Raw genomic sequence first — 12,690 nt, forward strand, 5'->3', positions numbered from 1 at the left:
ACTGATGGAGAATAGAATACAAACACAGCCCGTATTTGGAAGAACCAAGCATATACACATGGTAGGTATAGGTGGTATTGGTATGAGCGGGATGGCTGAAATCTTATTACAAAGAGGTTACAAAGTAACAGGCTCGGATGGTGCGTCTAACGAAACAACCGATCGCTTGAAAGAACTTGGAGCTATTGTTCATCAAGGCCATGCCCCCGAAAATATTGAAGGAGCAGATGTAGTTGTATATACCAGTGCTGTAAATGCTCACGAAAACGAGGAAACTAAAGCGGCTATAGAGCAACGCATCCCTACCATTAAACGAGCTGAGATGTTAGCCGAATTAATGAAGATGAAGTTCGGGATTGGCGTAGCTGGAACGCATGGTAAAACTACCACTACTACTATGATTGGCCATGTTACTCAAGATGGTAACTACGACCCAACCATTATGGTAGGCGGGAAAGTGCATAGCTTCGACAAAACTAATGCCGTGGTAGGCAAAGGTGATGTTATAGTTGTTGAAGCTGATGAATTTGATCGAACATTCCTTCGCCTTACTCCTTCTATTGCTATTATCACCAATATCGAGGCGGAGCATTTAGATATTTACGATGACTTAGACGATGTGAAGCAGGCTTTTATCGACTACGCGAACAAAGTCCCTTTTTATGGTGCCGTGGTTGTATGCCTTGATGACTCAAACGTACGCAGTATACTGCCACAGTTAGAGCGTCGTATCATTTCTTACGGTCTTACTCCGCAAGCTCAGATTCGTGCTGTAGACATTCAGATGAATAAGTTTACGAGCACCTTTACCGTAATGAATGACGGTGAGAAACTCGGTGTAATTACTATCAAAGCTCCTGGCGATCATAATGTGAAAAATGCCTTAGCAGCTGTTGCCACAGGTATCGAATTGAACATCGACTTCAAGCTGATTAAAAAAGGCCTCGAACGATATGAAGGCGTATTTAGACGCTTCCAGTTGAAAGCTGAAGAGCAAGGTGTAATCGTGATTGATGATTACGCTCACCACCCAACTGAAGTACAAGCCACTTTAAGTGCAGCCCATAAAGGCTGGCCTGAACGCAGAATTGTAGCAGTATTTCAACCGCATTTATACTCTCGAACTCAAGAACTCTACAAAGAATTTGGGCTCTCATTCTTTGATGCGGAAGTGATGGTGGTTACGGATGTATATCCATCCCGCGAAAAACCAATTGAAGGTGTTACAGGAAAATTGATTTCGGATACCGCAGAGCAGTATGGGCACAAGAATGTGGTATATGTTGAGAACAAAGAATTAGTAACCGACACCCTGCGTGAAATTGTACAACCCGGTGATATCATCATCACCATGGGGGCAGGAGATATTTACAAATTTGGCGAAGCTTTTGTACAGGAGCTCACAACCGGAACTTTTAAACCGAGAAAACCAGAGGATCGCAACGCTGAGTAAAACGGATTCCAATAACGCTCCTAAAAAAGGAAGAATAATTCCTTGGGCCACCACAGTGATGATGGTGCTTGGAATTGCTGTGCTTGCAGCACTCTACTGGAACCGTAATGTAGTGGTAGATAGCGTTTCATTTGATGGTAACAATGTGACTTCAGCAGAAGAATTGCTAAGCCAAGCTCAAGTTCCAATGGGAATCAGCCCTGATAGCTTAAACTTGGATGAAATTTCAAACCGAATAGAACAGCTCCATTACGTGAAGCATGTATCACCATATGTTGAACCAAGCGGTGATCTAAATTTTCATATAACCGAGCGTAAGCCTATTGCCTTACTCATTGATGGAGACAAAAGAGCATACGTAGATGCTGAAGGAGTTCGCCTCCCTTTAGTAGATGGATTTACACATGACCTACCCCTCCTTTATGGGTTCAAAGCGGAAGTGGGTAGAGACACATTAAAAAGTTCAGCGTTCAAACAGATCAGTAGTTTTCTGATGAACGCTCAGAAAGATCATTTTGGATGGGCTACGATTAGTGAAGTAGCATATCATCCTGAAGAAGGAGTAGTGGCCCTAAGCCACGAAAACGGAGTTAAACTGGTATTCGGAAATAATGACTTCCAGATTAAACTCGAAAATTGGAAAGCCTTTTATACTGATGTAATCCGAGTAAAGGGGATTGAAAGTATGCAACAGGTAGACCTAAGATTTATAAATCAGGTGGTAACCCGTGAAAGTTAATCACCCAAAAAAATGCCTTTAGCAATCAAAAAACACAGCGGTATTTATAATGTCTGAATCAGAAAACATCATGGTAGGTCTCGATATAGGGACCACAAAAATTTGCGCGATCGTTGCTTCTATTGAACACGAAAGGATCAACATCCTGGGGGTGGGGAAAGCACCCAGCGATGGACTTAATCGTGGTGTAGTTGTTAATATCGATAAAACAGTGAACGCCATTAAAGATGCTATTGCTCAAGCCGAGTTAGCATCAGGGATTCAGGTAAACTCTGTGAATGTGGGTATTGCGGGCGATCACATCCGTAGTATGCGCAGTAAAGGTGTGATTACCATCAACAACAAAGACAATGAAATTACCGCACTTGATGTTGAGCGCCTACTTGAAGATTGCCAACGCATCATGCTTCCTACCGATCAGCAAATCTTACACGTAATTCCACAGGAGTTCGTAGTAGATGGGCAAGACGGTATCAGCGACCCAGTAGGAATGAGCGGAATGCGTATGGAGGCAGAAGTACACATTATCACGGGCTTGGTATCTGCGGCTAAAAACATCTATCGCTGTGTGGAAAGAGCAGGCTATCAAGTAGCAGATATAATTCTTGAGCCACTAGCGTCCTCTTACTCTGTACTAGATGAAGAAGAGAAAGAGGCAGGCGTGGTACTTGTTGATATTGGTGGGGGAACTACTGATGTAGCCATCTTCCAAGACAATACCATCCGTCACACCGCAGTAATTGCCATAGCTGGGCAAAAAGTAACCGACGATATTCGACTTGGGCTAAGTGTACTCGACGACCAAGCAGAAACTCTAAAACGTAAGCATGGCGAAAGTTATGCAGATATGATTCAGGAAGACGAAGTGATTACCGTACCGGGTATCGCTGGCCGTCCTCCAAAAGAAATTACCAAAAGCATTTTAGCCAAAATCATTCAGGCTCGAATGGAAGAAATCATGGAAATCGTAGGCATCGAGATTAAACGAAGTGGATACTCGGATGCCTTAAGTGCTGGTGTAGTACTTACAGGTGGCGGTTCCTTGATTAAAAACATCTGTCCATTAGCGAATGAAATATTAGGTATGGATGCCAAGATCGGTATCCCTCTCGGTATAACCGGAGGATTGGTAGAAGAGGTTAATAGCCCCATCTACGCCACAGGTGTAGGTTTGGTTGTTCATGCTTTAAAAACCGGCATGACCACCAACCAAACTATGATGCCTGCATCCCAAAAACCAAGTAAGAATATGGAACAAGTGATGACTAAAATCGCTGACCGTATGAAAAGTTGGTTCAAAGAGCTTTAGAAAACAGCAATCATCTACTAACAAATAGTAATCCAGTAAATAAAAAAATAAACAGGAGTTATCATGGCTAACCATAATACTCGCTTCTTTTTCGACGAACAAAGCCAAGAAAACGCAAAGATCAAAGTGGTCGGCGTTGGCGGCGGCGGCGGAAACGCAATAAACAACATGATTAACATGGGCTTGGATAGTGTAGAGTATATCGCACTTAATACCGATGCCCAAGCACTTAAAAACAGTCACGCCGACATCAAAATCCAGGTAGGTACATCCCTAACCAACGGATTAGGTGCTGGTGCACGCCCTGAAGTAGGACGTGAAGCTGTTGAAGAAAACAGACATGAAATTGAAGAGGCTATTGAAACAGCCGACATGATTTTTGTGACAGCAGGAATGGGTGGTGGTACCGGAACCGGTGGCGCCCCAGTTGTTGCAGGCATGGCTAAACGTAAAGGAATTCTTACTGTGGGTATTATCACTACCCCATTCGATTGCGAAGGTAAGATCCGTAAAAAGTATGCCCTTGAAGGTATTACTGAACTAAAGAAAAACTGTGATACGGTTATCGTTATCCCGAACGAGCGCCTACTTGATATCGCTGACGAAAACACTTCTTTAATGGAAGCTTTCGCCCTTGCCAACGAAGTACTTTACAATGCTACTCGTGGTATCAGCGATTTAATCTTAATGCCTGGTCTTATCAACCTTGACTTTGCAGACGTTCGAACTACTATGACTGATGGTGGCGCTGCAATTATGGGTTCTGCAACAGCAGAAGGTCCAGATCGCGCTGAAATCGCTGCTCGTTCAGCCATAAACTCACCACTACTTGATGGGGTTAGTATCCGCGGAGCACGTAGCGTACTTGTAAACATCTCGGCAGGTGCTGCATTAGGTATGCGTGAAACAACAACCGCTACTAGTATTGTTCAACAAGAAGCTGGCGATGATGCGGAAATCATCTTAGGTACAGTACTTGATGAGACTTTCAGTGATGAAATCAGAGTTACTGTAATCGCTACAGGCTTCGATTTAGCTGAAGATCGTACGAAGGCAAAAGTAGCTCCTAAATCTGCTCTAAATGCAGCCGCTGAAAATGTAGCTCGTTCTCAAGTAGCAGAACCAACAGGTACACCAAGTAAATTCTCTCGTACATCTGGAGATTTTTATAAAGGTGAAGGAAACCTAAAGAAGTTGGATACTCCTTCTTACCTACGTCGCGACTTAAACGTTCGCCAGGAAGAAGAACCTGAAGTGGAGTCATCGCACTATGAAGATGCAAGACCTTCACAATCTGAGCCAACTCAAGATACTTCAGCGCGTGATAACATCGCTCCATTCCAAAGTAGAACTGAACGAATCCGTAAGGATGATACCGATCAGCCTGCTTTCTTAAGAAAAATAATGGACTAAGAAACGCGAAAAATATCGCTTTTTGAACGGTACCATGGGATTGGTGTCTTCAACAAGCATTCGATTTACTGGATTATAGTTCCAATCACTCGGTGATTGGCTATAGATTGCTAACAATAAAAGGAGCCTCTGGATAAGAGGTTCCTTTTTTAATTGATGATACCCCTTGTCACTTCGAACGGATGTGAGAAGTCTAAAGATCTATCCTACCACATCCACCATCTCTAGATGTCTCCTTTCAGTCGACATGACAAAAGAGAGTCGTAAAAACAGGTATCCCATCAAACAATACCCTCACTTTGTAACTTCCAGCGTATATGAGAAGGCTATTAGATGATGCTCCAGATTAAACGAGAAGCCATTACAAAGGCAAGTAGAGCGAAGCCCCACTGAAGATAAGTTCTATTTATTTTTTGGTTCCATAATGCCCCTACAAAACCACCACAAAGCCCCCCAATCGACAAGGGTAAAGAAGCTCCGAAATCAACATACCCATACGTTACAATTGTAATACCCACATCCATTGGTGATAGAAAAGCTAATTGCACCCAGCCTGAACAAACCATAATCACCATAGCCAACTGAGAAACACTTACCGATTTTTTGAAAGGTTGTTTAAAAAATAAGTTCATCATGGGTACCATGATTCCTCCCCCACCAACACCTGCAAGAGCTGCTACAAAACCACCGATACCACCGGTAATAAATGCGGTTTTAAAGCCGATTACACTAAATGTTCTAGAACGCTCATCCGTCTTATCTCTACCTCGCTGAAACAACATAAAGGCTGCATATAGAAGCATACAGCTAAAGAAAATGACGAAAGCCTCACGATTATAATAGGGTGAGGTGATGATTTGTTTACCTAGAAATATCCCAATCATTCCTAATACACCTAAAAACACCCCTTCTTTTAAGTAGAAATTATCTTGGATGTATTGCCTAACTGTACCACCCACCGCAGCCACAAAGGTGCAAAACAACCCAGACCCAATCGTCCATAGCACAGGGTTCTCTACTCCTTGTTCATCAAAAAGGAAATAAAGCACCGGGGTGAAAATTATACCTCCACCTATTCCCAATAAACCAGCTAGTACCCCTGCAAATAACCCGATTAATAATAGTAGCTCGAATTCCATTAAATAGTTATTTCACCTTTTAGATACGTAACGGCTTCACCTAATATCTCTGTTCGGTCTCCCTTATAACGACATAAAAGATCGCCCCCACGCTTCGAAATCTGGCGAGCTGTTAATTCCGTTTTATCCAAACGCTGTGCCCAATAAGGAGTCAATTTTGTATGAGCAGAACCGGTTACCGGATCTTCGTCTATACCACATTGAGGGGCAAAAAACCGGGATACAAAATCAACCTTATCTCCGGGGGCAGTAACGATTATGCCACGAGCATTCACTTCAGATAGTAGTCTGAAGTTTGGGTTTAATTCAGCTACCGCTTCTTCCGATTCTAATACAACCATATAATCGTCTGTGGCAAAAACTAAATCTGAGCGGACGCCTAATCCTTGAAATAGCACCTCTGGTGGCACCACAGCAGGCATATCATCGGTAGGGAAGTCCATTTTCAACTTATCTCCCTCTCTTTCTACCATCAGTGTTCCACTCCTTGTTTCGAAACTCAATGCCTTTTGCTTATAACCTAACTCTTCGAACATGATATGGGCGGTTGCCAACGTTGCATGCCCACATAAATCCACCTCCGTAGCGGGTGTGAACCATCGCAATTCAAAATGATTTTCTCTTTCTACAAAAAAGGCCGTTTCTGAGAGATTATTTTCAGCCGCAATTTGTTGCATCAGCGAATCCGATATCCATTCATCTAATGGACAAACAGCGGCAGGATTACCACTAAACATAGTTGATGTAAATGCATCGGCTTGAAAAAGAGAGAGTTTCATAGAGCAGAAAATTAAGGTTATCTTTAGTCGCTTGAACCTAAGGCAAATTTCTTAAAATTTCTGATGAAGCTTTACCCCGAATCACTTTTAGAAAAACTCGGTTACGAACAATTACGAGAAGAGACTATCTTGTATTCTCAATTTGTTAGAAGCGAGGAGATATTAAGAGAGATTTACCCATCCAATCATCGCCCTACCGTTCATACTCTTCTTGCTCAGACAAACGAAATGATGAGCTTGCTAAGAGATCCAGATCCATTCCCTTTAGGTGAGTTACAAGGCTTAAAGACCTATGTTCAAAGAGCCAAGCCTACGGGTAGCATCCTTCCATTACCTGCATTTATTGAGGTTCTAAAACTTATCAGCACTGCACGCTTTGTAAAAAAGTTTATTGAACAGCGAAAGGATAGCGTACCTGAGTTAGCGGTAATTGCTCAGAGGCTGATTCCCATGAAGGAATTGGAGCAATACATCAAAGGAAAGGTTACCGATACCGGTGAATTAAAAGATGATGCGAGCCCAGAGCTCAAATCAATTCGAAGAAAGTTAAACACTAAGAAGAACGACTTAAGATCAACCATCAACCGTTTGATGCGGAAGGCGGTAAAAGATGGGATGTCGTCGGATGAAGGAGCTACCATTCGTAATGGCCGAATGGTAATCCCTGTACAGGCTGAATATAAAAGGCAGATCCAAGGCTTTATTCATGATGTTTCCAGTACTGGGCAAACAGTTTATTTAGAACCTGTTGAAGCACTACACCTTAATAATGAGATACGTCAGTTTGAAATTGAAGAGCAGCAAGAAATTGAACGTATTCTAAAAGAGCTCACCAATCACATTCGGCAGAATGGAGACTACCTCCTTCAAAATGAAGACACCTTAGCACAAATAGATGTAATAGCAGCAAAAGCAAAAGTGTCTATAAAGTTAGATGGTGAGATTCCTATTATATCTCAGAACAATCGCCTCAAACTAAAGAAAGCTTTTAACACCAATCTTCTACTTAAAAACTTACAGCTTAAAGACGAAGAAAGAGACGACATCATACCACTGCAGTTAGAATTAAGCCCCGACGAACGGTGTTTGATGATTACAGGCCCAAATGCTGGTGGTAAATCGGTTGCCATGAAGACAGTGGGTATTTGTTCATTAATGATTCAATCTGGCTTTGCTATACCCGCTGATCCTACTTCTGAAATACCCATCTTCAATGGTTTCTTCATTGATCTTGGAGATGATCAATCGATCGAAAATGACTTAAGTACCTTCTCCTCTCGCCTTAAGTGGATGCAAGAAACATTGGACAACTTTACAATGGGGAGCTTGGTATTAATTGATGAGGCAGCAGCAGGTACCGACCCTGAAGAAGGTGGTGCCTTATTTCAATCCTTTATTGAGCATTTGCTTCGCAATGAGTGCAAGGTGATTGTAACTACTCACCACGGTAGCCTTAAAGTATTTGCCCATGAACATGAAAATGCGGTAAACGGATCGATGGAGTTCGATCAAGCCTCCCTTTCCCCTACCTATAAATTCAAGAAAGGCATTCCAGGAAGCAGTTATGCATTCGAGATTGCCCAAAGAATGAATATCAAAGGGAATGTATTGCAGCGTGCTCGAGTGCTATTGGGTGAATCGAAAGATAAAATGGAATCTTTGATCTCCGAACTGGAGACGAAAACCCAACAAGCAGATGAGTTAAAAGAGAAATTTGAGCAACTCAAATCTAAAGCCGAGACAGATCGCAATCGTTATCTGAATAAGCTTGAGGGGATTAATAAAGAGAAAGAAAAGATTCGCCAAAAAGCACTTACCGAGGCGAAGTCGATCATGGATAGCGCCAACCAAAAGATTGAGAAAGCGGTTGAACAAATCGTTGAAGAGAAGCGCACAAACAAACGTGACCTGAATAATATTCGAAAAGATATAGCGAGCGAACGCGCTTATATTGAAGAGTCGCTCGAGGATATTAAAGAAAAAAGAGAAGCTCGTTTTAAGAAATCGGAAACCCCACCTAAAGTTGGCGACCATGTACGTTTTGTAGATGGTAACACCACCGGTGAACTTGTTGAAATAAATGGTAAGCAAGCCGTAGTTCAGGCCGATGGGCTTCGCCTTAAAACGAAATACAAGAACCTCATCAAAGTTGAGGTTCAAAAGAAAAAGCAGAAAAAGAAAGTCCGTACTGCCGTTCTAGAAGGTGACTCTTCATTAAAAGAAGCCGTTAAACCTACTTTGGATTTACGTGGTATGAGAGCAGATAAAGCACTCAACGAAGTAATGCTTTACTTAGACCGCGCTGTATTCAGAGGGATGCATCAAGTGGAAATCATTCACGGTAAAGGTGATGGGATTTTAAAAGACCAAGTTCATAGCTACTTAAACGAGCGAAACGACATCAAGTCTTTTAATTTAGCGAATGAAGATTTTGGTGGCGCTGGATGTACTATTGTGAAGATTAAATAAAAATCGCCATCTACTATTTAGTAAATGGCGACTATTTCAAAACCAACGAATGCTGGTGAATTAGTTAAAAGCGCCTTCTTCTTCCAAGAACTCAAGCGTCTCTACTCCTCTTCTCAAATGTGGGATTACGATACTACCACCAACAATTAAAGCCACATTCATTGCGTCTGTAATCTCTTCTTTGGTCGACCCAGTTTTTGCACATTGCTCTAAATGATAGTCGATGCAATCATTACAACGCAATACCATTGAAGCCACTAAGCCCAACAATTCTTTTGTTTTTGAATCTAAAGCACCCTCTCTATAGGTGTTCGAATCCATGTTGAAGAATCGTTTAATTCCTAAGTGACCCAACTCCATAGTTTTGTCATTTAGCTCTTCTCTTTTTTTTCTGAATTCCTGAAGTCGATTGCTCATAATTCTTTTGGGGATTTATTATTAAGTGGCTATTCTTTTGCCTGAAGTTACGCACCCTTGTGCCCTAGCTCAAGCATCTATAACATGTTCGCAAAAAAGAATTACAAACATAAACTCGTTGTTGTTGGAGACAGCCTTTCTCAAGGCTTTAAGAATGGAGGAATCTATCGTACTGATATCAATTTCCCGTCTTTTTTACACCGTTGTTTTGATCCACTTCCGCCATTTCATCAACCAAGGTTTACGGCTCAAGCTGGAATCCCCATCAACTTAGAGGTAATTCTACGTGGTTTAGCCGATGAATTTGGGTCTGATATTAACTGGATGGAATATCCAGCGGCCGCTACGCACACGTTTAAGACTTTAAAACGCATTAAGAAATATTGGGAAGGCGGGCTGAAAGATCTCAGCATAAATCAACCTACGCCTTATCATAATCAGTCTATTTGGGGCTTTGCCATCAATGACTCTTGGATTGTAAACCATAAAAATAGCCAAGAGTACATCAATGAAAACAAAGAAAGCTACTCTGTTTTTGGAGTACTACCTGAACATGCCAAGTATGTAACTTCACAATTGGTGCTCAACCCAACTTTAGGGGAAACCCACTACACGAACACACAACTTGATAACATCGAATTACTACAAGAACAAGGTGGTATCGAAAATCTAATTGTGTGTTTAGGCCATAATAATGCCTTAGGCGCTGTTGTAAACTTAGAATTGAAATGGTCTACCGAAGAAGATTTAGTGGCATTTACTCCACATCGGCAGCACTCCATTTACCGCCCCGAACATTTTGAAAAGGAATATCGCCAACTTGCTGAGCGTATTCATAAACTAGGAGTTAAAAGAGTATTTGTTCCAACCATTCCTTATCCAACCATTCCTCCTGTTTGTAGAGGGGTGAATTCGAATCTTAGTTCAGAACGCTTAGGCTATTTCGATTACTATACTCGATTTTGGATATGGGATGAAGACTTCGATCCTGATAGACATCCCCATCTTACGAAAGATGAAGCCATACATATTGATTTAACAGTGGATGAATTCAATATGATTATTCGAAAAGTTGCCAAAGAATATGGGTGGCATGTAGTGCCTATAGCTAAAAATGTAGCGCATATGGCTAAGCGCCGTTTAGGGGGTGAAACACTAAGAAGCTATCCAGATGCTTTCATACAAGCACTATTGCGTAATGAAAACACACGTCACCTAGTTAATGATAAAGGCGAGGCTATACTCACTACCGATTTCTTACGTCTTAACGATGAGGGAAAAATATATAAAGGTGGCATCTTCAGTTTAGATGGACTTCACCCTACCACCATTGGTTATGGGCTGATGGCCAATGTGTATTACAATGTGATGAAACAAGCCGGGGTTGATTTTACCCATGCACTAGATTGGGATCATATCATTGCTGAAGACACTCTAATTACAAACCCTCCTACTTTACTCTCCGAACTCCGATCAGTCTTAGGCTTCTTAGCGCTCGGTAATCAAGAGCGATTTTTCAAGCTGGGCAAGAACATTATGGCTCAAGCTCTAGAGCTGCTATCGACCGGAACACAGGACTAATTTTTATTTAGATTTATTCCATATTAGGGTTGACGACCAGTTGAAATACCCTTAACTTAGATTTATTCTAAATTAAGATAACAACTATAATCCCCCTCATGAAGATCTCTAGACTATTATTCATCTCTATTTTATCTATATCATTTATTTCTTGTGGAATTAGTACAGATAACGATATCGACTTAGATATCCCTGCTGATTACACCTTTACGAGAAACGGTAGCAGCTCTGTTTCTTTCAGTGGTCAAACCACTCGCATCAAAATGGCTACGGAACTTGTAAGCGCAATGATGGCTTTCGATACTTCCACCGAAGAGTCGCTACTTGAAATGTTTCGTAACGAAACCTCACAAGGTGGCGACGCCGACCCATTTACTGATGCTGAATTAAACGCATCAACTAAAAGCATTAAAAGTAAAGTAGCTGCATCTGCTGATTTCTATTCAGCGAATACTACCGAAAGTGCTGAAGTAAAAGCTGACTTTGAGGCGTGGATTAGCGCACAAGTGAATGAAGTATTCCCAAACGAAGATTCTTTAGCGAGGCCAGGAGTGGCAGGTCAAATCGCCGATGGTTCTTCTACTCGTTATGTAAGTGCAAAAGGCCTTGAGTACAATCAATTAGTTGCAAAGGGACTTATTGGTGCCCTGATGACAGATCAAATGCTTAATAACTACTTATCTGTTTCAGTACTAGATGCAGGAAGTAACCAGCAAGACAATAACAGTGAAGTACTTGTTGATGGCCAAAACTATACCAATATGGAACATAAGTGGGATGAAGCTTATGGTTACCTATTTGGTGCTTCTCAAGACCCAGCTAACCCATTAGCTACTTTAGGAGATGATAACTTCCTAAATAAATACCTCGGTCGTGTAGTTGATAATCCATTGTTCAGCACGGTAGGAGTTGATGTGTATAATGCATTCAAAACGGGTAGAGCAGCAATTGTAGCAAGTGAATATGACATCCGTGATGAGCGAGCGAATATTATTAGAGATCGTATTTCAGCTGTAATTGCCATCCGCGCTATCTATTACTTACAAGCTGGAAAAGATGCACTTTCTGGTACTGAAAAAGACTTTGGTGCTGCATTCCACGATCTATCTGAAGGTTATGGTTTTGTATACAGCTTACAGTTTACTCGTATTCCTGGAACCAACGCACCGTTCTTCACTCGCTCTGAAGTAGAAGGATTCTTAAACGATTTAATGGGTGATGGCGAAAATGGATTATGGGATGTAACTCCACAAACTCTTGATGATATCTCAGCAAGCATTGCAGCTAAATTCAACTTCAACGTTGAACAAGCAGCAAGCTAAACCATTTAAAATTTCAACAGGCTGGTTGAAATGATTCAGCCAGCTTTTTGTGTTTAATATCCCCTTATC

Annotated in this window: 10 protein-coding genes; 7 read left to right on the plus strand and 3 right to left on the minus strand. The window is 41.6% G+C overall.

Going from position 1 to position 12,690, the window contains the following annotated elements:
- The first annotated feature begins 4 nt into the window (after window positions 1-4).
- The 4 genes from murC to ftsZ all read left to right on the plus strand — a co-directional run bounded on the left by murC (window position 5) and on the right by ftsZ (window position 4,914).
- Window positions 5-1,453: a UDP-N-acetylmuramate--L-alanine ligase gene (gene murC / locus B155_RS0105495; RefSeq protein ID WP_018127247.1), complete on the plus strand. Its 1,449-nt coding sequence runs from the start codon at window positions 5-7 to the stop codon at window positions 1,451-1,453.
- 58 nt (window positions 1,454-1,511) lie between these two features.
- On the plus strand, window positions 1,512-2,192 hold the full coding sequence (locus B155_RS0105500) for a cell division protein FtsQ/DivIB (RefSeq protein WP_240386249.1): 681 nt from the start codon (window positions 1,512-1,514) through the stop codon (window positions 2,190-2,192).
- 49 nt (window positions 2,193-2,241) lie between these two features.
- Window positions 2,242-3,501 carry a cell division protein FtsA gene (ftsA, locus tag B155_RS0105505; RefSeq protein ID WP_018127249.1) on the plus strand — a complete coding sequence of 420 codons (1,260 nt, stop codon included), beginning with the start codon at window positions 2,242-2,244 and terminating at the stop codon, window positions 3,499-3,501.
- A gap of 63 nt (window positions 3,502-3,564) precedes the next feature.
- Window positions 3,565-4,914, plus strand: coding sequence for a cell division protein FtsZ (ftsZ, locus tag B155_RS0105510; protein WP_018127250.1), 1,350 nt, complete (start codon window positions 3,565-3,567; stop codon window positions 4,912-4,914).
- A 329-nt stretch (window positions 4,915-5,243) separates the two neighbouring features.
- Here the strand turns inward: ftsZ and B155_RS0105515 are convergent, their stop codons facing one another.
- On the minus strand, window positions 5,244-6,053 hold the full coding sequence (locus tag B155_RS0105515) for a sulfite exporter TauE/SafE family protein (protein ID WP_018127251.1): 810 nt from the start codon (window positions 6,051-6,053) through the stop codon (window positions 5,244-5,246).
- On the minus strand, window positions 6,053-6,832 hold the full coding sequence (locus tag B155_RS0105520; RefSeq protein ID WP_018127252.1) for a PhzF family phenazine biosynthesis protein: 780 nt from the start codon (window positions 6,830-6,832) through the stop codon (window positions 6,053-6,055). Before B155_RS0105520 ends, B155_RS0105515 begins: the two co-directional genes overlap by 1 nt.
- A 63-nt stretch (window positions 6,833-6,895) precedes the next feature.
- Here B155_RS0105520 and B155_RS0105525 point away from each other — a divergent pair, with 63 nt between their 5' ends.
- Window positions 6,896-9,301: an endonuclease MutS2 gene (locus B155_RS0105525; protein WP_018127253.1), complete on the plus strand. Its 2,406-nt coding sequence runs from the start codon at window positions 6,896-6,898 to the stop codon at window positions 9,299-9,301.
- A 60-nt stretch (window positions 9,302-9,361) separates the two neighbouring features.
- On the opposite strand, the gene B155_RS0105530 is transcribed toward B155_RS0105525, so the two are convergent.
- On the minus strand, window positions 9,362-9,718 hold the full coding sequence (locus B155_RS0105530) for a carboxymuconolactone decarboxylase family protein (protein ID WP_018127254.1): 357 nt from the start codon (window positions 9,716-9,718) through the stop codon (window positions 9,362-9,364).
- Window positions 9,719-9,802: 84 nt separating this feature from the next.
- Here B155_RS0105530 and B155_RS0105535 point away from each other — a divergent pair, with 84 nt between their 5' ends.
- Together B155_RS0105535 and B155_RS0105540 are read left to right on the plus strand one after the other, a co-directional pair.
- Window positions 9,803-11,299 carry a hypothetical protein gene (locus B155_RS0105535; protein WP_018127255.1) on the plus strand — a complete coding sequence of 499 codons (1,497 nt, stop codon included), beginning with the start codon at window positions 9,803-9,805 and terminating at the stop codon, window positions 11,297-11,299.
- Window positions 11,300-11,397: 98 nt separating this feature from the next.
- On the plus strand, window positions 11,398-12,621 hold the full coding sequence (locus B155_RS0105540; protein ID WP_018127256.1) for a DUF4856 domain-containing protein: 1,224 nt from the start codon (window positions 11,398-11,400) through the stop codon (window positions 12,619-12,621).
- The last annotated feature ends 69 nt before the right edge of the window (window positions 12,622-12,690 follow it).

Origin of the sequence: Balneola vulgaris DSM 17893, assembly GCF_000375465.1 — a bacterium.
GTDB classification, from domain to species: Bacteria; Bacteroidota; Rhodothermia; order Balneolales; family Balneolaceae; genus Balneola; species Balneola vulgaris.

Bases quoted from the DNA above. Each gene is read 5' to 3' on its own strand.
- murC (WP_018127247.1), top strand. From the start codon at position 5: ATGGAGAATAGAATACAAACACAGCCCGTATTTGGAAGAACCAAGCAT.
- B155_RS0105500 (WP_240386249.1), top strand. From the start codon at position 1,512: ATGATGGTGCTTGGAATTGCTGTGCTTGCAGCACTCTACTGGAACCGT.
- ftsA (WP_018127249.1), top strand. From the start codon at position 2,242: ATGTCTGAATCAGAAAACATCATGGTAGGTCTCGATATAGGGACCACA.
- ftsZ (WP_018127250.1), top strand. From the start codon at position 3,565: ATGGCTAACCATAATACTCGCTTCTTTTTCGACGAACAAAGCCAAGAA.
- B155_RS0105515 (WP_018127251.1), bottom strand. From the start codon at position 6,053: ATGGAATTCGAGCTACTATTATTAATCGGGTTATTTGCAGGGGTACTA.
- B155_RS0105520 (WP_018127252.1), bottom strand. From the start codon at position 6,832: ATGAAACTCTCTCTTTTTCAAGCCGATGCATTTACATCAACTATGTTT.
- B155_RS0105525 (WP_018127253.1), top strand. From the start codon at position 6,896: ATGAAGCTTTACCCCGAATCACTTTTAGAAAAACTCGGTTACGAACAA.
- B155_RS0105530 (WP_018127254.1), bottom strand. From the start codon at position 9,718: ATGAGCAATCGACTTCAGGAATTCAGAAAAAAAAGAGAAGAGCTAAAT.
- B155_RS0105535 (WP_018127255.1), top strand. From the start codon at position 9,803: ATGTTCGCAAAAAAGAATTACAAACATAAACTCGTTGTTGTTGGAGAC.
- B155_RS0105540 (WP_018127256.1), top strand. From the start codon at position 11,398: ATGAAGATCTCTAGACTATTATTCATCTCTATTTTATCTATATCATTT.